Here is a 22046-nt window from a genome sequence, read left to right on the forward strand (position 1 = left end):
ACCCACCGCGAGAGACAGAATGCACTTCAGAACGGTCCTGAGCGGCACGCTTGCGCTGCTGCTCGTATCAAGCCTTCCAAGCCTTGCAGCGCCGGCCGACCGCGCCGGGCAGGCTTCCGACGGCGGATTCACCTTCCATCTGCCGACACTCGGCGTCTTCGGGGACAAGAAGAACCCGGAGCAGGCCCAGATCGCGCAGGATAGCAGCGCTGGCATGACCGGTCTGGAAGACCAACTGCGCCAGCTGAACGGCAAGATCGAGGAGATGAATTTCCAGATCCTGCAGATGCAGGAACAGATCCGCAAGCAGCAAGAAGACAACGAGTTCCGCTTCCAGCAGCTCGAGGGCGGCTCGCCAAGCGGCGCCAAGCCGGCCGGACAGAAGAAGTCGGAGGCCCAGCCCCAGGACGGAAATAGCAACGGCGGCACCACCAATCTCGGCGATGCCGGCACAGGGGCTTCCGGCACCGGCGACGCCGGAACCGACAACAGCGTCGCCCAAGCTCCGGCGAGGCAGGCGCCGGCCGGCACCGGCGGGCAAAATGGCGGCGGCAAGACGGTCGGCGATGTCATCGTGGAATCGCAAACCGGCGATCCCGGCAAGCTGATCACCGGCGCGCCGCCGAAGGATTTCGGCACCATCACCGTCGACAAGAACGGCAACGTCGTCAACGCCGAGACCGATCCGCACGCCAGCGCGCCGGCGCAAGCTCCGGCGGCCACGGCAAGCGCTCCTTCCGCCGAGACCCCGGCCAGGAAGAACAAAGCCGGCGGCACCGAAGTCGCGGCCCTGCCGTCGACCAACAATCCGGACGAGCTCTACCGCAATTCCTACCAGTTCATCCTGTCGGGCGATTACCCGACCGCCGAGCAGGGTTTTCGCGACCATATTTCGCGCTTCCCCAAGGACGCCAAGGCGGCGGATGCGCATTACTGGCTGGGCGAGTCGCTGCTCGGTCAGCAGAAATACCGCGACGCGGCGGAAGTCTTCCTCGCCGCCAGCAAGGACTATCCGAAGGCCAAGAAGGCGCCCGACATGCTGCTCAAGCTCGGCGTTTCGCTGGTGGGCCTGAAGCAGAACGACGTCGCCTGCGCCACGTTCAACGAGATCGGCAAGCGCTATCCCGACGTTTCGGGCACGCTCAAGGAACGCATCAAGCAGGAAAAGGCACTGGCGGCGTGCTGACGCCCGATACCAAAGCTGATTTTTCACACGGCCTTTTCTCAGACCTAGACTTTTCGAGCGGCGCCGTTGCAGCCGTATCCGGCGGCAGCGACTCGACCGCCCTTCTTCTTCTTCTCAAGGATCACTTCGACCGGACCGCATCGGGCGCCAGGCTGCTTGCGGTGACGATCGATCACGGCTTAAGGCCGGACTCGGCCATCGAGGCGCGGCAGGTTGCCAATTTCTGCGCCGAGCGCGGCATCGCGCATCGCATTCTCTCCTGGCACGGCGACAAGCCTGCGACCGGGCTGCCGGCCGCCGCGCGCGAGGCGCGCTACAGGCTGCTTGCGGAAGCCGCCGGCGCCGAAGGCATCAAGCTGATCCTGACCGGCCACACCGCGGACGACCAGGCCGAGACCGTGCTGATGCGGCAGGCGCGCGACGATGACGGCCGCGGCCTCGCCGGCATGGCGCCCGCTACGCTGCACGACTGGCGGACATGGATCGTCCGGCCGCTGCTCGGTACAAGGCGCGCGGCGCTGCGCGAGATGCTGCAGGCTCGCGACATCGGCTGGATCGAGGATCCGACCAATGTCGATGCCCGCTTCGAGCGGCCGCGCGTGCGGGCGAAGCTCGCGCAGGGCGACGGCGAACGGCGCATCAAGGAAGCGCTGGCGCGGTCGCAGCAGGCGGCTTTCGCGCGCCAGGACATCGGTCGCCGCGCCGCCATGCTCATAGACGCCTTTGCCGACAGACCAAGTCCGGGCCTCATCCGCCTTGATCGCGATTTCGCCGGGCATGAGGATGGCGAGGCGGCCATCTATGCGTTGCGCATCCTTTTGGCCGCCGTCGGCGGCATGTCGTTCCTCGCCAATGAGGCGCGCTGCGCTAAGCTGCTCTCGCGTCTGCGGTTGGGGTCGCTTTGCGCTACATTGTCGCGGACGGTGGTCGACGCGCGCCGAACCGGCATTTTCCTTCGCCGCGAAAACCGCAACCTGCCCGCCCCCATGCCGCCGGTGGACAACCGGCTCTGGGACAGCCGCTGCCGCATCACTTTCAAAGACGGGCCGGGCGATTTGGTGATCGCGCCGCTGGGGTCCGCCGCAGCCAGGCAAGCGTCCCTGAGCGAGGATGTTCCACAAAGCCTCTCACGCGCAGCGCTGGCCGCGGAGCCTTCGTTGTGGTCCGGCGGCGTATGCCTTGGGTTTGCGGGCGGCAATGCGGGCCTGCAGCCGATCGCGGCCGTTCCGGCGCTGGCTCCTTTCGCGCGCTTCCTGCCGTCCTTCGACATTGAGCCAGCCGCCGCCAGCGCGGCGCTTATGGGTGCGCCACCGTTGCCGGCGCCGCCATTCCACGGCCATGATGGTGGGCGAGGGTGGCGAAAGCTTAACCGACACGTGCTGTTCTGCTTGGCAAGGGGAGACGCTCTCCCTATGTTAGGCCGAGCTTCTCCATTATCGCGGGCCCGCAGGCGGGCCCCAACGGGACAATAGATGAATCCGAATTATCGCAACCTCGCGCTCTGGGCGATCATAGCGGTCCTGCTCATCGCCCTGTTCAATCTGTTCCAGACGCCCCAGACGCGCGGTGCCACGACGGATATCGCCTATTCGCAGTTCCTGCAGGATGTCGCCTCCGGCCGGGTCAAGAGCGTGACCATCGCTGGCGCCCGCATCTTCGGCAACTACACCGATAACGCCAACGGCTTCCAGACCTATTCGCCTGGCGACCCGTCGCTTGTCTCCAGGCTGCAGGACAAGAACGTCACCATCACCGCCAAGCCCGAGACCGACGGCTCCAATTCGCTGTTCGGCTACCTGATCTCGTGGCTGCCGATGATCCTGATCCTGGGCGTGTGGATATTCTTCATGCGCCAGATGCAATCCGGTTCCGGAAGAGCGATGGGCTTCGGCAAGTCGAAGGCCAAGCTTCTGACGGAGGCGCATGGCCGCGTCACCTTCCAGGATGTCGCCGGCGTCGACGAGGCCAAGGAAGATCTGGAAGAGATCGTCGAGTTCCTGCGCGATCCGCAGAAGTTCCAGCGTCTCGGCGGCAAGATCCCGCGCGGCGTGCTCTTGGTTGGCCCGCCTGGCACCGGCAAGACGCTGCTTGCCCGCTCGGTCGCGGGTGAGGCCAATGTGCCGTTCTTCACCATTTCCGGCTCGGATTTCGTCGAGATGTTCGTCGGCGTCGGCGCGAGCCGCGTGCGCGACATGTTCGACCAAGCCAAGAAGAACGCGCCCTGCATCATCTTCATCGACGAAATCGACGCCGTCGGCCGCCATCGCGGCGCCGGCCTCGGCGGCGGCAATGACGAGCGCGAGCAGACGCTGAACCAGCTGCTGGTCGAGATGGACGGCTTCGAATCCAACGAGTCGATCATCCTGATCGCCGCCACCAACCGGCCCGACGTGCTCGATCCGGCGCTGCTGAGGCCCGGCCGTTTCGACCGCCAGGTCGTGGTGCCGAACCCCGACATCGTCGGCCGCGAGAAGATCCTCAAGGTGCATGTGCGCAACGTGCCGCTGGCGCCCAATGTCGATCTCAAGGTGATCGCGCGCGGCACGCCCGGCTTCTCCGGCGCCGATCTGATGAACCTCGTCAACGAATCCGCGCTGATGGCGGCGCGCCGCAACAAGCGGCTCGTCACCATGGCCGAGTTCGAGGACGCCAAGGACAAGATCATGATGGGCGCCGAGCGCCGCTCGTCGGCGATGACCCAGGCCGAGAAGGAGCTGACCGCCTATCACGAGGCGGGCCACGCCATCCTGGCGCTCAACGTGCCGACGGCCGATCCGCTGCACAAGGCGACCATCATCCCGCGCGGCCGCGCGCTCGGCATGGTCATGCAGCTGCCCGAAGGCGACCGCTATTCGATGAGCTACAAATACATGATCTCCAGGCTGGCGATCATGATGGGCGGCCGCGTCGCCGAGGAGTTCAAGTTCGGCAAGGAGAACATCACGTCGGGCGCCTCCTCCGACATCGAGCAGGCGACCAAGCTGGCGCGCGCCATGGTCACGCGCTGGGGCTTCTCCGACAAGCTTGGCCATGTCGCCTATGGCGACAACCAGGAAGAGGTCTTCCTCGGCCATTCGGTGGCGCGCCAGCAGAACATCTCGGAAGAGACGGCGCAGATCATCGACGCCGAGGTTCGGCGGCTGATCGACGACGCCTATTCGACGGCGAAGTCGGTGCTCACCAAGAAGAAGAAGGACTGGATCGCGCTTGCCGAAGGGTTGCTTGAGTATGAGACGCTGTCCGGCGAAGAGATCAAGCAGCTGATCGCCGGGCACAAGCCCGCCCGCGACCTTGGCGACGACACGCCGCCCAGCCGCGGCTCGGCCGTGCCGAAGGCCGGTACGGGCGGCCGCCGCAAGAAAGGCCCCGAGCCCGAAGGCGGCATGGAACCCCAGCCGTCAAGCTGAGGTTGGTGCGCGAAAGACCGATCGAGAAACGCCGCGGCTTGCTCCGCGGCGTTTTTGTTTGGGCATTGGAGACAAGGCAAGGCTTGCCTCGTCCTGGCGCGTAGATATCGCCCAACAGCAAATCCCCAGATGCCCCCGAGGATGATGGCTCAACGTCTGCGGGAAAAACGGTGAACCGCTTTATCCGCCGTATTTGATTTTTATGATTCAGCTTTCAGCCGCGCATTGCAGAGGCTGTAGTAACCGCCGCCCTTCTGGATCCAGCGAAGGCCGTTCAACGTACCCGCCTCCTTGTTGTCGTGGTAACCCTGCAGGCAGGTCTTCATCCGGGCCTTAGCGGGCTTTTCGGTCTTGAACTCGGCGGCGAGGGTGGTTGGGAATGTCACGCCCGCCGGCGCTACCGTGGGGGCGACCGCAGCGCTGGTTTCGGTTTTCTGCTGCTCCGCGGATGTGACCGGATCCGCGCTGACGCTCTCCGCGGCGGACGTCGCGCATTTCTCCTTGCGGAAAGCGGCCCAGTCCATGCCGTTCAGAGTGCCGCCTTCCTTGGCCGCCCGATAGGTCTCGCTGCATTCCTTCATCGTCAGCGCGCTCGCAGGTGAGGCGTTCCAAGCGACCAATGCCGTCATAGCCAACGCCGCCAATTTCAAATTGAACATTGAGATCCTCCTGATTGATGATAGGTTCGAAATCTTTTTGTATACTGTTTGTTCCCTATGTGTTCAACCGGAATCTTTGCGAGCTCCCGACAAGCCTGGCGGTGGGCAGTGTGGGCAAATCGGCGATGCCGACAGTCCCGCCATATGCAGATGCGAGCAGGCCGCGGGCGTCTTCGCCTGCAACAAAAAGCCCGCGCATCTTGTGACGCGCGGGCATTTTCCCTTCGAATAATTAGGCGATCAGCTCTTCAGCTTGGCGTTGCACAGGCTATAGAAGCCGCCGCCCTTCTGGATCCACTTCAGGCCGTTCAGCGTGTTGGCATCCTTGTTGGCATAGTACTGCTCGAGGCAGGTGTGCATGCGGGCCTTGGCCGGGGTCTCGTTGGCGAATTTCGGCGAGATGGCGGCCGGGAAAGTGACGCCCTTCGGAGCGGTCACAGTCGGCTTGGCCGGTTCCTTCGTGAAAGTCGCCTCAGTCGGAGCCGGCACGGTGTCGTCATCGTCGGCACCTGCGCCGCATTCGGCCTTGCGGAAGTCGTTCCACTTCATGCCGTTCAGCTTGTTGGCGGTCTTCGCAGCCTGGTACTTGGTGCTGCATTCGGCCATGGTCAGGCCCTTGCCGCCATCGGCAGCGGCGGTCGAGGTCTTGGTCGTCGTGGCGGTTTTGGTGGCGGGGGCGGTGGCAGCCGCGGCGGTTGCGCCAGGGCCGCACTCGGCCTTGCGGAAGTCGTTCCACTTCATACCGTTGAGCGTGCCGGCGGATTTTGCGGCCTGGTATTTGGTGCTGCACTCCTTGGCGCTCAAGCCCTTGGCTGCGTCGTCGGCAGCGGCGGCCGTCTTTGCCTTCTTCGTGTCGGCGGCCTTCGTATCGGTCGCCGTCTTGGCGTCGGTCGCCGCCTTGGTGTCGCTCGCGGCGGAAGCATCGCTGCCGCACTGCGCCTTGCGGAACTGGTTCCAGGTCTGACCGGCGAGCGTTCCCGCATCCTTGGCCGCGTTATACTTGGTGCTGCACTCGGCCATGGTCAGCGCGTTGGCGGGCGCCGCCAGGAACAAGGTTGCGACGGCGATACCCGTCAAAGCTGCAAGTCTATGAATAAGCATGGCGTTTTCTCCCTTGCTGCCGCCAATAAGTGTCCCTATGCCAAATCAATAGCTCTCAATGCCCGGTTGCGCCAGATGCTTCCGCATCGGTACGCTCACAAAGTGTGTTGCTCCTGATAAGGTATGAATTGCTTGCCGGCGTGGTGCCAGCCAAAGTTTGCCGGTGGATAGGACATTGAAATGCCTCGCGCGGGCACTTGCGCCGCCCGCGACAATGTTTTTCTAAGGATTGGTAATATACAATCACGAAATTTGATGATCGGATGCGGCTCAATTGTGGCAATACGGGCGGCTGAAAAACCGACGGGGACTGTAAGGCACATGGCAGGACAGTATTTCGGCACAGACGGTATCCGCGGTCGCGCCAACAAATTTCCGATGACGGCAGAGGTCGCCATGCGCGTCGGCATGGCCGCCGGGCTCTCGTTCCAGCGCGGCAATCATCGTCACCGCGTCGTGCTCGGCAAGGACACACGGCTTTCCGGCTACATGATCGAGAATGCCATGGTCGCAGGCCTGTGCGCAGCCGGCATGGACGTGTTCCTGCTCGGTCCTATTCCGACACCGGCGGTCGCCATGCTGGTGCGCTCGCTGCGCGCCGACATCGGCGTGATGATCTCGGCCTCGCACAATCCTTACTACGACAACGGCATCAAGCTGTTCGGTCCCGACGGCTACAAGCTTTCCGACGAGATCGAGGAGCGCATCGAGAGCATGCTCGACAAGGAAATCGATCTGGCGCTCGCCGATTCCGACGGGCTCGGCCGCGCCAAGCGCGTCGACGGCGTGCATGACCGCTATATCGAATTCGCCAAGCGCACGCTGCCGCGCTCAATGTCGCTTTCGGGCCTGAGGATCGTCGTCGACTGCGCGAATGGCGCGTCTTACAAGGTGGCGCCCGAGGCGCTGTGGGAACTCGGCGCCGAGGTGGTGGCGATCAATGTCGAGCCGAACGGCTTCAACATCAACAAGGAGTGCGGCTCGACCCATCCGGCCGGCCTGCAGAAGAAGGTGCACGAGGTGCGCGCCGACATCGGCATCGCGCTCGACGGCGACGCCGACCGCGTCGTCATCGTCGACGAGAACGGAGCGATCGTCGACGGCGACCAGATCATGGCGCTGATCGCCGAATCCTGGCACCAGAGCGGACGGCTGGCCGGTGGCGGCGTCGTCTCCACCGTGATGTCCAATCTCGGCCTGGAGCGCTTCCTCGGCGACATGAAGCTGCAGCTCCATCGCACCAAGGTCGGCGACCGCTATGTGGTCGAGCATATGCGCGCACATGGCCTAAATGTCGGCGGCGAGCAGTCGGGCCACATCGTGCTTTCCGATTTCTCGACCACCGGCGATGGCCTGGTCTCCGCCTTGCAGGTGCTGGCCTGCATCAAACGGCAGAACCGCCCGGTCAGCGAGCTGTCGAAGAAATTCGAGCCGGTGCCGCAGCTTCTGAAGAATGTCCGCATCTCCGGCGGCAAGCCGTTGGAGGAGGCGTCGGTCAAGGCGGCGATCGAGGAAGGACGCAACCGGCTCGGCACGTCCGGCCGCCTCGTCATCCGGCCCTCGGGCACCGAGCCGCTCATCCGCGTCATGGCCGAGGGCGACGATCCGCAACTGGTCGAAGCGGTCGTCAACGACATCGTCGACATCCTCCAGGAAACCCGCAGCGCCGCCTGAGCCGGTCGCGCAGTTTTCCTAGATCCGGAAGCCCGCCGCCTGGCGGGCTTTTTCGTTGCCGGGGGGCCATTGGGACAACGGCTTTCCCTCTAAAATTGTATAGAGTGGTGGTTAATCGGTACGGTTAAACGGCTTTTAACCTTTGCAATTCATTATCCAAACCCGAGGTCAATCATCTTCGGGCGGGAGTCGTCCCGAGGCTTCTTAGGGGTGACAGAATGTTCAAGACAGCAAGAATGGCATTGCTTGCCGCGCTGTTCGCGGGGATAGCCGGACCGGCTCTCGCCGCCGACCTCGCGGAACCGCAAATCGAAGAAGCTCCGCCGCCGGTAGTCGAACAGCAGCCGATTGATGTCGGCGGCTGGTATATCCGTGGCGACATTGACTATCACAAGTCGACTTTGCGTGGCATCGACTACATTACCTACGGACCACCGCCCGGCACCAACGATTTCGATTTCGGCAAGCTGAAGGGTGGCTTCTCGCTAGGCGGCGGTGTCGGCTACAAGGTCAACGACTACTTCCGTACCGATCTGACTGCCGACTATTGGTTCAAGTCGAACTTCAACGGCCAGACCTCGGACCTCACTACGACATCAACCGAAGTGTCGAGGATGAGCGCCCTGCTGCTGCTCGCCAACGCCTATGTCGATATCGGCACCTGGCACGGCATCACGCCTTATGTCGGCGCCGGCATCGGCGGCGCGCACATCAAGTGGGACACGGTCCACGATCCGAACACCACCGAGACCAATCCGGGGTCATCCAACTGGCGCTTCGCCTACGCTCTCATGGCAGGTGCTTCTTACTGCCTGACCGACAGGGTGGTCCTCGATGCAGGCTATCGCTTCACCCACATCCAGGGCGGCCGCATGTTCGAGTTCGATTCGACCAGCTCCGGGCCGGGTTTCGATCATGGCATAAACACGCATGAGGTGCGCGGCGGCCTGCGCTACCAGTTCAGCGGCAACAATGGCTGCGCCGCACCGGTGGTCGCCTATCAGCCGGAACCGGAACCGATCTACACTAAGTAATCGCCTTCATTATCCCGAAATTCGTCAGCCGCCCGGCGCCAGCCGGGCGGCTTTCGTTTATGCGTCGCCGATAAATGTTGATCGAAATCAATTCGGTAACCGACTGTTATCCTTAACCGCCACTTAACCACTGTGGTTAACAATGGCTCCTTGAAACGGCGCCCGCGTTCGCGGCCGGCGCCAATTTCAGGAGCCGGGGACCATGATATCCAGATCGCGTATCGCGTCAGCGCTTGCCGCAATCATCCTGTTGCCGATGACGCCGGCGCTGGCGGCAGACTACGATCCGCCGATCTATGTCGACCAGGCGCCGGACTATCAGCCGGTCGAGATCGGCTCGGGCTGGTACCTGCGCGGCGATGTTTCCTATCTCGCGCGGAAGAGCTTCAAAAACGGAGATTTCACCTTCCCGTCAACGATCAACAACGAAAGCTTCAGCGAGAGCCAGGACGCCTACTTCGCGAGCATCGGCTTCGGATATCACTTCAATGATTACCTTCGCGCCGATCTCAACCTCGGCTATCTGCCCGGCAACAAAGCCAGCTTCAGCTATGATGATACAGGGACCGCGACGCCGTCGGCCGTGGGGTTCGGAAACCTGAAGAACTATGCGATCTCAGGCATACTCAACGGCTATGTCGATCTTGGCACATATGTAGGCATCACGCCTTATGTCGGCGCCGGCATCGGCGTTGTTCGCAGCACGCGCAAGCTTTCGGCCAGTTACACCGATATCAATGACTCCGCCAATAACTTCACCGTCGAGGATAATAAATCTCGGTACTCTCTCGCCTATACGTTGAATGCTGGCCTTGCATACCAGGTATCCAAGAACGTGCTCGTCGACCTGGGGTATCAGTATTTCTCCGCCCCCGATGCGGAATACGTTACCGCCGCAAGCCTTACCTCCTTCCCTGTCCACAAAGGCATCAGCAATCATCAGGTCAAGCTCGGGCTGCGTTACGATCTCTGGTGAGCGATGCAGCCGGAGAGGTTTCGGCGGCGGGTCCTGAAGGCCCGCCGTATTTCTTTCGGCTCGGGCATCAGTCGGAACGAATATCCCGTCAGCGACAAAAACTTTCCCCTTGACGCCGAAAGGCTGAGCGCATATCGCCGTCCGTGGGCCACCCCTCCCCAACGAGGGGCCACTATCTGGAAGGATAGACCACGATGACGACGCTTACCAAGCCCGGACTCCGTCCGGCAAATCCCAATTTCTCCTCAGGTCCCTGCGCAAAACGCCCTGGCTGGTCGGCCGAGGCGCTGAAAGCCGCCGCGCTCGGGCGCTCGCACCGCGCCAAGATCGGCAAGGCGAAGCTCGAACAGGCGATCGAGCAGACGCGCGACATCCTCAAGGTTCCCGCCGGCTACCGCATCGGCATCGTGCCGGCGTCGGACACGGGCGCTGTCGAGATGGCGCTCTGGTCGCTGCTTGGCGAGCGCGGCGTCGACATGGTCGCCTGGGAGAGCTTCGGCTCCGGCTGGGTGACCGATGTCGTCAAGCAGCTCAAGCTCGCCGATGTGCGCAAGTTCGAGGCCGGCTACGGCAAGCTGCCCGACCTGGCGCAGGTCGATTTCGACCGCGACGTTGTCTTCACCTGGAACGGCACGACCTCGGGCGTGCGCGTGCCGAACGGCGATTTCATTCCCGCGGACCGCAAGGGGCTGACTATCTGCGACGCAACCTCGGCCGCCTTCGCGCAGCGGCTCGATTTCGAAAAGCTCGATGTCGTCACCTTCTCCTGGCAGAAGGTTTTGGGCGGCGAGGGCGCACATGGCATGCTGATCCTGTCGCCCCGCGCCGTCGAGCGGCTGGAGACCTACAAGCCGGCCTGGCCGCTGCCGAAAATCTTCCGCCTCACTTCGGGCGGCAAGCTGATCGAGGGCATCTTCAAGGGCGAGACCATCAACACGCCGTCGATGCTGTGCGTGGAGGATTATCTCGATGCTCTTCGGTGGGCTACGTCGATCGGCGGCCTGGAGGCTTTGATCGCCCGCGCGGACGCCAATGCCGCGGTGCTCGACCGGTTTGTTGAGAAGTCGCTGTGGCTCGGCCATCTCGCCGTCGATCCGGCGACGCGCTCGAATACGTCTGTGTGCCTCTCCTTCACCGACGCGCAAGTGGCGGCGCTCGATGCCGACGGCCAGGCGGCTTTCGCCAAGGGGATCGTGTCTTCGCTCGATAAGGAAGGCGTCGCTTACGACATCGGCTCCTATCGCGATGCCCCGCCCGGCCTGCGCATCTGGTGCGGCGCAACCGTCGAGACTTCCGATCTCGAAGCGCTGATGCCCTGGCTCGACTGGGCCTTCGCCGCGCAGAAGGCGTCGCTCAAGGCAGCGGCCTGAGTTTCATGGCGGCCAGTGGGCCGCCATTTCCCGACACATCCATTCCCACGTCAAGGAGGCCGCAATGGCGCCCCGCGTTCTCGTTTCGGATAAACTTTCCACCACCGCCGTGCAGATCTTCAAGGATCGCGGCATCGACGTCGACTATCTGCCCGATCTCGGCAAGGACAAGGAAAAGCTGATCGAGGTGATCGGCCAATATGACGGCCTCGCCATCCGCTCGGCGACCAAGGTCACCGAGAAGCTGATCAATGCCGCCGGCAGGCTCAAGGTCGTCGGCCGCGCCGGTATCGGCGTCGACAATGTCGATATCCCGGCCGCCAGCCGCAAGGGCATCATCGTGATGAACACGCCCTTCGGCAATTCGATCACCACGGCCGAGCATGCGGTCGCGATGATCTTCGCGCTGGCGCGGCAGATCCCGGAAGCCAATGCCTCGACCCATGCCGGCAAGTGGGAGAAGAACCGCTTCATGGGTGTCGAGATCACCGGCAAGACGCTGGGCGTGATCGGCTGCGGCAATATCGGCTCGATCGTCGCCACGCGCGGCGTCGGCCTGAAGATGCATGTGATTGCCTTCGACCCGTTCCTGTCGGACAGCCGCGCCGAGGAACTCGGCGTCGAGAAGGTCGAGCTCGATGAGCTCTTTCACCGCGCCGACTTCATCACGCTGCATACGCCGCTGACCGACAAGACGCGCAACATCATCGACGCGGCGGCGATCGCCAAGATGAAGAACGGCGTGCGCATCATCAATTGCGCCCGCGGCGGGCTGGTCGTCGAGGCCGACCTCGTCGCGGCGCTGAAAAGCGGCAAGGTGGCGGGCGCCGGCGTCGACGTCTTCGAGGTCGAGCCGGCGGAGAACAACCCGCTGTTCGGCATGGAGAATGTCGTGGCGACCCCGCATCTCGGCGCCTCGACCACCGAGGCGCAGGAGAATGTCGCTTTGCAGGTCGCCGAGCAGATGAGCGACTACCTCATCAAGGGCGCGGTCTCCAATGCCATCAACATGCCTTCGATCACGGCCGAGGAAGCGCCGCGGCTCAAGCCCTTCGTCAAGCTTGCCGAAGTGCTCGGCGCCTTTGTCGGCCAGGTCACCGAGGATCCGATCAAGGAGGTCGAGATCCTGTTCGACGGCTCGACCGCGACAATGAACACGCGCGCGCTGGTAAGCGCTGCCCTTGCCGGTCTCATCCGTCCGCAGGTTTCCGACGTCAACATGGTGTCGGCGCCAATCATGGTGAAGGAGCGCGGCATCATCGTTGCCGAGGTCAAGCGCGACAAGTCGGGCGTGTTCGACGGCTACATCAAGCTCACCGTCAAGACCGAACACAGGACGCGCTCGATCGCGGGCACCTGCTTCTCCGATGGCAAGCCGCGCTTCATCCAGATCAAGGGCATCAATCTCGACGCCGAAGTCGGCCAGCACATGCTCTACACGACCAATGCCGACGCGCCGGGCATCATCGGCCTGCTCGGCACGGTGTGCGGCGAGAACGGCGTCAACATCGCCAACTTCCAGCTCGGCCGCAACCGCCCGGGCGGCGATGCGATCGCGCTGCTCTATCTCGATGCGCCCTTCCCGGAAAAAGTGCTGGAGCAGGTGCGCGCGCACAAGGCGATCGATTCGGCTAAGCGGCTGCGCTTCGACGTCGGCGGCGAGTAGCCGATCCTCCAGCGCCCGACATCAAAACGCCCCGTCTGCAGCAGGCGGGGCGTCGACGGCATAGCCGTCACCCGATGGCCGTCTGGCGCATGATTTGAGACATCATCCTGCCTGCAGCGCTGCTCGGCTGCCGCTGTATTCGGCAAGCGCAATGCCGCCCAGGACAAGCGCCAGCGCGAAAGCCTGATAGGCCTGAAACTGCTCGCCGACGATCAGCACCGAAAGCAGCGTTCCGAAGATCGGCACCAGGTTGATGAACAGGCCGGCACGGTTGGCACCGATCAATTCGTTGCCCTTGATATAGAGAACCTGCGAGACAACCGACGCGCCGAGCGCCGTATAGAGCGTGAGCGCCCATCCACGCGCATCCGGCACGATGACGTGGCCGGCCGCGATCTCCCAGATGAAGAAGGGTACTGACGTCAGCAGCGCGGCGATCGACAGCGCCAGCATGAAACTTTGCCAGCGGATTGCCGGCTTGAGGCGCAGCCCCACCGAATAGAGGCTGTAGCAAAGCACCGCGACAAGCATGATGGCATCGCCGAAGTTGAGGTCGAGCTTCAGCAACTGGCCGAGATCGCCATGGCTGGCAGTCAGCGCGACGCCGATGATCGTGAGCACGACGCCGGCGATCTGCAGAGGTCGCACGCGCAGCCTGAACAGCACGAAATTGGCAAGGATGATGACGATCGGGATGGCTGCCTGTTCGATCGAGACATTGATGGCGGTCGTGTAGTTAAGCGCGGTGTAGAAGATGACGTTGAAGATGGTGAAGCCGCAAGCGCCGAGGCCGGCAAGCAGCTTCCAGTGGCTGCGCACTTCGGGCCAATCCTCGCGCAGTGTCCGCCAGCCGATGGGAAGCAGGATCAGCACGGCCATGACCCAGCGCAGGAACACCAGCGTCATTGGCGAGACATGGCCGACGGCAAGCTTGCCCGCCACCGAATTGCCGCCCCACAAGAGCGTGGTCGACAGGAGGAACAGGTAGGCGGCTCTGTGCATGGAGGATCCGGCCCTGCAGCATATTCGAGGGTTCAGGCCGGCCTAGTGCGGCAGCGGCGACAAGTAAATGATGCGAAAGCCGGATTTTGTTGTGCCTGGATCAAATTGACGTTCGCCGACCTTCGGTTCGGGGATCATGCTCCAGGATGGTTTCGACGGCAAAGAAAGGGTCGCGCCGGCGGGCGCTTGACGCTATAGAGGCCTGTCGTTTTCAGGCCGCCCGCGCGGCATTTCAAGGGAAAAGAACATGGCCAATGTGGTGGTCGTCGGCTCGCAGTGGGGTGACGAAGGCAAGGGCAAGATCGTCGACTGGCTGTCGGAACGGGCCGATGTGGTCGTGCGCTTCCAGGGTGGCCACAATGCCGGCCATACGCTGGTCGTCGACGGCAAGGTCTACAAGCTGTCGCTGCTGCCATCAGGCGTGGTCAGGCAGGGCAAGCTTTCGATCATCGGCAATGGCGTGGTGTTCGATCCGCATGCCTTCGTCGCCGAAGCCAAGAAGCTCAAGGAACAGGGCGTGGAGGTCACGCCGGAGCGCCTGAAAATAGCCGAAAACACCGCGCTTATCCTGTCGCTGCACCGGGAGCTGGACGGATTCCGCGAAGACGCCGCCTCGAATTCCGGAACCAAGATTGGCACGACCCGCCGCGGCATCGGCCCCGCTTACGAGGACAAGGTGGGCCGGCGCGCGGTGCGGGTGATGGATTTGGCGGATTTGGAAACGCTCCCCTTGAAGGTCGACAGGCTGCTGACGCACCACAACGCGCTGCGCCGCGGGCTCGGCCATCCGGAAGCGACGCATGAGGCGATCATGCAGGAGCTGACTTCGGTGGCCGCCGAAATCCTCCCTTACATGGACCGCGTCTGGAAAGTGCTCGACGACAGGCGTCGCGCCGGCGAGCGCATCCTGTTCGAGGGTGCGCAGGGCACGCTGCTCGATATCGACCACGGCACCTATCCCTTCGTCACCTCGTCCAATACGGTCGCGGGGCAAGCCGCTGCCGGTTCCGGCGTCGGCCCCGGCGTCATCGGCTATGTGCTCGGCATCACCAAGGCCTATACGACGCGCGTCGGTGAGGGGCCGTTCCCGACGGAACAGAAGAACGAGATCGGCGAGTTCCTCGGCACACGCGGCCACGAATTCGGCGTCGTCACCGGACGCAAGCGCCGCTGCGGCTGGTTCGACGCCTTGCTGGTGCGCCAGGCCGTCGCCGTCAACGGCATCAAGGGCATCGCGCTCACCAAGCTCGACGTGCTCGACGGGCTGGACCAGATCAAGGTCTGCACGGGCTACAGGCTCGATGGCGAGACGATCGATTACCTGCCGGCCAGCCAGGGCGCGCAAGCGCGTGTCGAGCCCATCTACGAGACGCTCGAAGGCTGGAAGGGAACCACGGCCGGCGCCAGAAGCTGGAACGATTTGCCGGCGCAAGCGGTCAAATATGTCCGCCATATCGAGGAGCTGATCGGCGCCCCGGTGGCGCTGCTCTCCACCAGCCCCGAGCGGGACGACACAATACTTGTGACCGACCCGTTTCAAGACTAGTTTCACAGCCCTTCCCGGCGCTATGGCTGATTTGCGGCCGGCGGGAAAAGAATGCAGGTCACTTGACGCATGGCAGATTTCGTTAGTGTTCTGAAAAAGCAGCTCGACAAGAAGGTGGATCCTTCGTTCGAGGTGCGCAAACAGATATACGACGGTGCCCGCGCGGTGCTGGCGAAGAAGCTCGCTGAATATTCCCCGCCGCTTGCGCCCGATGTCGTCAGCAAGCAGAAGCGCTCGCTAGAAGACGCCATCTCCAGCGTCGAGCGCGACTATGTCAAACGCGTTCCGGCCGAGGATCCGCTGGCGGAGCTGGAGCATATCTTCTCCTCCATCGACCGTAACAAGAATCAGCCGTACCACTCCCGCCAGCCGGAGGCGCCGGCGCCTGCCAAGCCGGATCCGTTCAAATCCGAACCGTTCAAGCCGGCGGCCCCGCCCGCCAGGACGGAACCGAGCTGGCAAAGCGCGCCGAAGGCGGAGCCCGCGCCGCAAAACGCTGCGAAGGCCGAGCCAGCGTGGCAGAACACGGCAAGGACGGAGCCAAGTTTGCAGGCCGCACCAAAAGCGGAGCCCGCGTGGCAGAAAGCCCCGCCACCGCCGATGCCGTCGCCGCGTGAAGACGATGTCGGCCTGGCGGGCTTGGACGATGCCGATGATGGCGGCGACGTCTTTGCCAATGACGAGCAGCCGGCGGCCGACACCTTCCAGCGCCTACGGCCACAGCCGCGGGAGCGCAAGCGCGGCTATGGCGGCTTGATCGCCGCCGTCATCGCGCTCCTGGTGCTGGCGGGCGGCGGCTACGGTATATGGCTGAACAAAAATGCGTTCGGCTCGCTGTTCGGCGTTGGCGGCGGCAGCAAGACGGTTTCGACCGAGCCGCTGGCGAAGCCGGCTCCGGCCAAGCCCGCCACCGAGACGGCCGCGGCGCCGGCCCCGGCGGCTAGCAGCGAGCCAGCCGAGACGACCAAGTTCACGCAACGCCTGACACCCGAGGGCAAGGAGACCGATCCCGGCTCCGCCGGCGGACAGCCCACGATCGGCGAAGGTGAGTCCGTCGCGGCGCTGACGTCGCGGCCGCCGCCCGCGGCCGCAACGGCGCCGGCGGCGACCCCGCCTGCGGCGGCCGCGCAAACACCCGCGGCGCCTGCCGCGGGAGCAACGCCGGCGGCGCCGGCGACCAACGCGGCCAATCCGACGCCGCCGGTGGCCGGAACCACACCGTCCGCGGCTGGCGCCACGCCGCCCACGGCTGGAGCAACGCCGCCCGCGGCTGGCGCAACGCCGCCGGCCGCAGGCACGACGCCGCCCGCGCCGGCAACGGCCGCGGCGACCGTGCCGGTCGGGCAGAAGGCGATTTTCTATGAGGAGCGCACCAGCACCCAGCAGGGCACGGCCGAGCCCGGCAGCATCGTCTGGTCGCTGGTGCAGGAATCGCCCGGCGGCGACCTGCCGCCGGAGCCGGCGATCCGCGCCGAGGCGACGATCCCGGGCAAGAATATCCAGCTGCGCATGACGATCCGGCGCAACACCGACCAGACGCTTCCGGCCAGCCACATCGTCGAGATGATCTTCCTGACGCCGGAAGGATTTGACGGCGGCGGCGTCGACAACATCCTGCGCATCGCCATGAAGAGCTCCGAGCAGGATGCCGGCAGCCCGCTGATCGGCATTCCGGCCAAGATCGCCGACGGTTTCTTCCTCGTCGCGCTCAACGACACCAAGGCCGACGAAGACGCCAATCTGACGCTGCTGAGGGGCCAGGACTGGATCGATGTTCCGGTGGTCTACAAGACCGGACGCCGGGCGCTGCTCACCATGGAGAAGGGCATCCCGGGCGAGAAAGTGTTCGACGAGGCGCTGAAGGCCTGGGCTGCGAAGACTTCCGGGTGAGCGGCGACGCAATGGCGCCGCTGCTCAAAATCCCTGAAAAAGCATGTCGAGAGCGGCGACGATCTCGTCATGATGCCTGGCAAGGTTTCCTTCCGCCGCCCGCAATTCGGAAGCGGTCACAGCCGAAATGAACTGAGTGACCATAATGTGTTCGTTGCCGTCGATCCTGAAGATCGGGTTCAGCCTGCGTGCCGGCAGCGGTGCGATATTGGGGGGCAGAAGGGGAACGACGACATTGGTATCGAGGTGTTCAAGTATGTCGGACTGGACATCGAGGAGATAGCCGTCGCTTCCCGTGCTTCGGTAGAAATCGTAGCGGGCCATCAAAACAGCCGGTACTTGGCTAAAGGCAGACCGTTACGCTTGACGTATTCGTTAGAGCTTTCGAGCGCTTCCTTGTTCTCCTCCTGCCAGCGACGGGTCTTCTCGGCAGAAATTGCCTTGGCGATTCCTTGCTCGGCAGCGCGGGACATATTGATACCCAATGCCTTGGCCTCCTCGATCAATCTCGAATCGATCGAGGTGTTTACCGATTTGCGTTGCGATTTCGCGGTTGATTGGAGCACGGCAGCCTCCCTGTTCTATGCGCATAAGATAAGCGTATATAGAGGTGCGGGCAAGCCTACCCCTCCATCTCTTCGCGCAGCATCTCCAGTTCCAGCCACTCTTCCTCGAGCGCGGCAAGCGTTGTGCGCTCCTTGTCGAGCGCGGCGATGGTCTTCTGGAACGAGACCGGGTCGCGCTCGTAGAAGGACGGATCGGCGATGTTGTTCTCCAGTCGCGAGATCGAGGCCGTCACCGCTTCGATCTTCTTTGGCAGGGAATCCAGCGCAAATTTCTGCTTGAAGGAGAGCTTTTTCGCAGGGCTCTTGGACGCTGGTTGTTCGGCTTTCGGCGAAGCCTCGGCGGCCTCGGCCTTCGACCTTGCCTTCCGGTCCTCCAGCCGGGAGCCGCCGCGCTGCGCCAGCATGTCGGAATAGCCGCCGGCATATTCGATCCAGCGGCCGTTGCCCTCCGGTGCGATCACGCTGGTGACGGTGCGGTCGAGGAAATCGCGGTCGTGGCTGACCAGGATCACCGTTCCGGCAAAGCCCGCGACCAGTTCCTGCAGCAGTTCCAGCGTTTCCATGTCGAGGTCGTTGGTCGGCTCGTCGAGCACCAGCAAGTTCGCCGGCCGCGCCAGCACGCGCGCCAGCAGCAGCCGCGCGCGCTCGCCGCCGGAAAGCTCGCGCACCGGCGTGCGGGCCTGCTCCGGCTTGAACAGGAAATCCTTCATGTAGGAGACGACGTGGCGCTGCTCGCCATTGACCAGCAGGTTCTCGCCGCGCCCGTCGGTCAGGTAATGCGCCAGCGTCTCCTGCGGGTCGACCGCTTCGCGTTTCTGGTCGAGCGTCGCGATCTCTAAATTGACGCCAAGGCGCACGGTGCCGGCGTCCGGCGCCAACTCGCCGGTCAGCATCTTCAGAAGCGTCGTCTTGCCGGCGCCGTTCGGGCCAACCAGGCCGACGCGGTCGCCGCGCTGGATGCGGGTCGAAAAACCCTTGACCACGGTGAGGTCGCCAAAGCTCTTGTCGATGGCCTTGGCCTCGATCACGAGCTTGCCGGATTCGGCGGCATCGCTTGCCACCATGGTGGCGGTGCCCTCGGCGCCGCGATGGCTGCGGAAGCGCTGGCGCATGGTCTGCAATTCGCCCAGGCGGCGCATATTGCGCTTGCGCCGGGCGGTCACGCCATAGCGCAGCCAGTGCTCCTCGCGCACGATCTGCCGGCCGAGTTTGTGCTGGTCGCGCTCTTCCTCTTCCAGCACCTGGTCGCGCCATTCCTCGAAATGGGCAAAGCCCTTGTCCAGCCGCCGCGTCTGGCCGCGATCGAGCCAGACGGTGGCGCGCGAGACGCGCTCGAGAAAGCGGCGGTCGTGCGAAATCAGGATGACGGCGGAAGAGGTGCGGGCAAGCTCCTCTTCCAGCCATTCAATCACCGAAAGGTCGAGATGGTTGGTGGGCTCATCGAGCAAAAGGATGTCGGGCTCAGGCGCCATGACGCGGGCCAGCGCCGCGCGGCGCGCCTCGCCGCCCGAAAGGTCGCTCGGCCGTTCCTCGCCGCTGAGGCCGAGATGCTCCATCAGATAGGTGGCGCGATGCGGATCGTCGGCCGGGCCGAGGCCAGCCTCGACATAGGCGCGCACGGTGGCGAAGCCGTCCATGTCGGGCAGTTGCGGCAGATAACGGACCGTCGCCGAGGGCTGCCTGAAGACCTCGCCGTCCTGCGGCTCGATCATGCCGGCGGCGATCTTGAGCAGCGTCGACTTGCCCGAGCCGTTGCGTCCGACCAGCGCGATCTTCTCGCCGGCGGATGCGCTGAGCGCCGCGCCGTCGAGCAGCGGCGTGCCACCGAAAGTCAGTTTAATGCCGTCGAGATTGAGGAGTGGCGGCGCCATTTCAGCTTTCTGGAAGAGGATAGGGGTGGGCCAGAAGCAGCGCCCGGCCGCGCTCAAGCGCGATGCCAAGCTGCCCTTTGACCTCGTTTGATATAGTGAGCGAGGAGCCGAACGCCACCTCGACGCGGTCGAGCGGCCATTTGGCGCCGGTGACCGTGAGCCCGGCGAGTTCCGAGAAACCGAGCACCGAAAACAAGGTGCCGTCCGCATAGTCGAAGGCGGCGCTGCCCGGCAAAACGGGAACGCCTTCCTGCGCGCCGCTGGTCAGCAGCACCGTCGTACCCGCCTCGGCCAGCCGCACGGCCAGCGCCAGATGCAGGAAAGCGTGGTCGGCGCGCTTGCCGCCAAAGGCGCCGGCCAGAACGAGGCTGGTGGCGCCGCGCTGGAGCGCTTCCGCTATGGCGAGTTCGCCATCGGTCATGTCCTTCTCGGTGGGGAAGACTTTTTGGGGCACCGCGGCGAGATCTTCCGGCAGGTTCGCCGGCACGGAATCGAAATCACCGACCCAAAGCTCCGGCATCAGAGCAAGCATGCGGGCATGGCCGATACCGGCATCGGCGGCGATAACGCGCGAGCCTTCGATCTGACGTTCGAGCCGGGGTGTGCGGATAAGCTCGCCGCCAAGCAGGATGGTGAATGTGCCCATGGGCGTCGCCCTTACCAGCCCTGCCCGCGAAACGGAAGCCGGACAGCCCGCGCTTCGGTTGCGAGTCCGCCGCCCCGGTAGATTATCTGCCCGGCAAACTTCCACTTGCGCGGCGCTTCGGCCGGGCCTATCTGTCGAAACGCTCTAACGGGGTGCCGGACGTGATCCGGCTGAGAGGCAATCAAGCCAACCCGCTGAACCTGATCCGGTTTGTACCGGCGGAGGGATTAGACGTTTCGGACCATCCGGCGCCTCAATTCCTTGTCACATGAACGAAGGAGGCGCCGATGCGCTCGCTATTGTCCCAGCTTGTTCTCGCAACCGGTCTTGTTTCGCTTCTGATGGGCATCGCGCCTGCCGAGGCAGAGGACAAGCTCACCGTCTATACTTATGAAAGCTTCACCGCCGATTGGGGTCCCGGCCCGGCGGTGAAGAAGGAATTCGAGGCCGAATGCGGCTGCGATCTCGAATTCGTCTCGGTGGCAGACGGCGTCGCGCTCCTCAACCGCGTCAAGCTCGAAGGCGCCGGCACCAAGGCCGATATCGTGCTCGGCCTCGACACCAATCTCACCGCCGACGCCAAGGCGAGCGGCCTGTTCGCGCCGCATGGCGAAGTCTCCGGCATCGACGTGCCCGGCGGCTGGAAGGACGACACTTTCGTTCCTTTCGACTATGGCTATTTCGCCGTCGTCTATGACACGCAGAAGCTGAAGACGCCGCCGAAGAGCCTGAGGGAGCTGGTCGAGGGTAGCGGCACGGACAAGATCGTCATCCAGGATCCGCGCACCTCGACGCCCGGGCTGGGCCTGCTCTTGTGGGTGAAGTCGGTCTATGGCGACAAGGCGCCGCAAGCCTGGGCCAAGCTCAAGCCGAAGGTCTTGACGGTGACGCCGGGCTGGAGCGAAGCCTATGGCCTGTTCACCAAGGGCGAGGCGCCGATGGTGCTCTCCTACACCACCTCGCCGGCCTATCACATGGTGGCCGAGAACACGGAGCGCTATCAGGCGGCTTCCTTCGAAGAGGGCGAATACCTGCAGATCGAGGTTGCCGGCATCACGACGACCGGCGCGAAGAACCCCCTGGCGCAGAAATTCATCGCCTTCATGACCGGACCGAAATTCCAGGACGTCATTCCGGAAACCAACTGGATGTTCCCGGCCGGCAAAACCGACAAGCCGCTCAACCCGGCTTTCGACAAGCTGGTCAAGCCGGCCAAGACCTTGCTGTTCAGCCCCGAGGACGTGGCCGCCAACCGCAAGGCGTGGGTGGATGAGTGGCTGGCGGTGATGAGCAAGTAGGTGGTCGTGGCCATTATCCGTCCAAGATGATTGCTCTACGGCGCCCCCCTCTGTCCTGCCGGACATCTCCCCCTCTAGGGGGGAGATTGGCGGTTTCGGCGCCCCGCTCAATACTGCAACCTTGGCGATTGGCGAAAGCTAACGCGAAGGCTGA

General features: G+C 63.8%; 18 protein-coding genes and 1 riboswitch. Of the genes, 11 read left to right on the forward strand and 7 right to left on the reverse strand.

Annotation, left to right across the window (positions count from 1 at the left end):
* Positions 1–19 precede the first annotated feature (19 nt).
* Genes ybgF through ftsH form a run of 3 tightly spaced genes read left to right on the forward strand, consistent with a single transcriptional unit; the run spans position 20 to position 4593 of the window.
* The gene (ybgF, locus tag LB528_RS14740) at positions 20–1186 is read left to right on the forward strand and encodes a tol-pal system protein YbgF (RefSeq protein WP_224715336.1); all 1167 of its coding nucleotides are present in this window, start codon (positions 20–22) and stop codon (positions 1184–1186) included.
* Positions 1180–2658, forward strand: coding sequence for a tRNA lysidine(34) synthetase TilS (gene tilS, locus LB528_RS14745; RefSeq protein WP_411962178.1), 1479 nt, complete (start codon positions 1180–1182; stop codon positions 2656–2658). Before ybgF ends, tilS begins: the two co-directional genes overlap by 7 nt.
* The gene (gene ftsH / locus LB528_RS14750; protein WP_224510823.1) at positions 2659–4593 is read left to right on the forward strand and encodes an ATP-dependent zinc metalloprotease FtsH; all 1935 of its coding nucleotides are present in this window, start codon (positions 2659–2661) and stop codon (positions 4591–4593) included.
* 200 nt (positions 4594–4793) lie between these two features.
* Here the strand turns inward: ftsH and LB528_RS14755 are convergent, their stop codons facing one another.
* The gene (locus LB528_RS14755) at positions 4794–5252 is read right to left on the reverse strand and encodes a hypothetical protein (RefSeq protein ID WP_224510821.1); all 459 of its coding nucleotides are present in this window, start codon (positions 5250–5252) and stop codon (positions 4794–4796) included.
* 240 nt (positions 5253–5492) lie between these two features.
* Complete coding sequence (locus LB528_RS14760; RefSeq protein ID WP_224510820.1) at positions 5493–6353, reverse strand: hypothetical protein; 861 nt, start codon at positions 6351–6353, stop codon at positions 5493–5495.
* Between the two features lie 321 nt (positions 6354–6674).
* On the opposite strand from LB528_RS14760, the gene glmM reads away from it, so the two are divergent.
* From glmM to serA, 5 genes are all read left to right on the forward strand, one after another.
* On the forward strand, positions 6675–8027 hold the full coding sequence (gene glmM / locus LB528_RS14765; protein WP_224715337.1) for a phosphoglucosamine mutase: 1353 nt from the start codon (positions 6675–6677) through the stop codon (positions 8025–8027).
* Positions 8028–8245: 218 nt separating this feature from the next.
* Positions 8246–9061 carry an outer membrane protein gene (locus LB528_RS14770; protein WP_224715338.1) on the forward strand — a complete coding sequence of 272 codons (816 nt, stop codon included), beginning with the start codon at positions 8246–8248 and terminating at the stop codon, positions 9059–9061.
* Positions 9062–9263: 202 nt separating this feature from the next.
* Positions 9264–10037: an outer membrane protein gene (locus LB528_RS14775; protein WP_224715339.1), complete on the forward strand. Its 774-nt coding sequence runs from the start codon at positions 9264–9266 to the stop codon at positions 10035–10037.
* Between the two features lie 194 nt (positions 10038–10231).
* Positions 10232–11407 (forward strand): phosphoserine transaminase, encoded by a 1176-nt coding sequence (locus LB528_RS14780; protein ID WP_224715340.1) that lies wholly within the window; start codon positions 10232–10234, stop codon positions 11405–11407.
* Positions 11408–11471: 64 nt separating this feature from the next.
* On the forward strand, positions 11472–13073 hold the full coding sequence (gene serA, locus LB528_RS14785; protein ID WP_224510809.1) for a phosphoglycerate dehydrogenase: 1602 nt from the start codon (positions 11472–11474) through the stop codon (positions 13071–13073).
* Positions 13074–13175: 102 nt separating this feature from the next.
* Here the strand turns inward: serA and LB528_RS14790 are convergent, their stop codons facing one another.
* Positions 13176–14075, reverse strand: coding sequence for a DMT family transporter (locus LB528_RS14790; RefSeq protein ID WP_224510807.1), 900 nt, complete (start codon positions 14073–14075; stop codon positions 13176–13178).
* 247 nt (positions 14076–14322) lie between these two features.
* Here LB528_RS14790 and LB528_RS14795 point away from each other — a divergent pair, with 247 nt between their 5' ends.
* Both LB528_RS14795 and LB528_RS14800 read left to right on the forward strand, forming a co-directional pair.
* Positions 14323–15621 carry an adenylosuccinate synthase gene (locus tag LB528_RS14795; protein ID WP_224715341.1) on the forward strand — a complete coding sequence of 433 codons (1299 nt, stop codon included), beginning with the start codon at positions 14323–14325 and terminating at the stop codon, positions 15619–15621.
* Between the two features lie 69 nt (positions 15622–15690).
* On the forward strand, positions 15691–17511 hold the full coding sequence (locus LB528_RS14800; RefSeq protein WP_224510803.1) for a hypothetical protein: 1821 nt from the start codon (positions 15691–15693) through the stop codon (positions 17509–17511).
* A gap of 24 nt (positions 17512–17535) precedes the next feature.
* Here LB528_RS14800 and LB528_RS14805 read toward each other — a convergent pair whose 3' ends face one another.
* The 4 genes from LB528_RS14805 to LB528_RS14820 are packed head-to-tail and all read right to left on the reverse strand — an operon-like array spanning position 17536 to position 20594.
* Positions 17536–17835: a CcdB family protein gene (locus tag LB528_RS14805; protein WP_224510801.1), complete on the reverse strand. Its 300-nt coding sequence runs from the start codon at positions 17833–17835 to the stop codon at positions 17536–17538.
* Positions 17835–18077, reverse strand: a complete 243-nt coding sequence (locus LB528_RS14810) for a type II toxin-antitoxin system CcdA family antitoxin (RefSeq protein WP_224510798.1) — start codon at positions 18075–18077, stop codon at positions 17835–17837. The genes LB528_RS14805 and LB528_RS14810 overlap by 1 nt, the downstream gene beginning before the upstream one ends.
* A 56-nt stretch (positions 18078–18133) precedes the next feature.
* A complete protein-coding gene (locus tag LB528_RS14815) occupies positions 18134–19948 on the reverse strand; it encodes an ABC-F family ATP-binding cassette domain-containing protein (protein ID WP_224715342.1) in 1815 nt (604 codons plus the stop codon).
* Position 19949: 1 nt separating this feature from the next.
* The gene (locus tag LB528_RS14820; RefSeq protein ID WP_224715343.1) at positions 19950–20594 is read right to left on the reverse strand and encodes a thiamine diphosphokinase; all 645 of its coding nucleotides are present in this window, start codon (positions 20592–20594) and stop codon (positions 19950–19952) included.
* Between the two features lie 138 nt (positions 20595–20732).
* Positions 20733–20838: riboswitch (TPP riboswitch) on the forward strand.
* 43 nt (positions 20839–20881) lie between these two features.
* Between LB528_RS14820 and thiB the strand changes: the two genes are divergently transcribed.
* Positions 20882–21892, forward strand: a complete 1011-nt coding sequence (thiB, locus tag LB528_RS14825) for a thiamine ABC transporter substrate binding subunit (protein WP_224715344.1) — start codon at positions 20882–20884, stop codon at positions 21890–21892.
* Positions 21893–22046: the final 154 nt, after the last annotated feature.

It is taken from the genome of Mesorhizobium sp. CA4, from assembly GCF_020165075.1.
Lineage (GTDB): Bacteria > Pseudomonadota > Alphaproteobacteria > Rhizobiales > Rhizobiaceae > Mesorhizobium.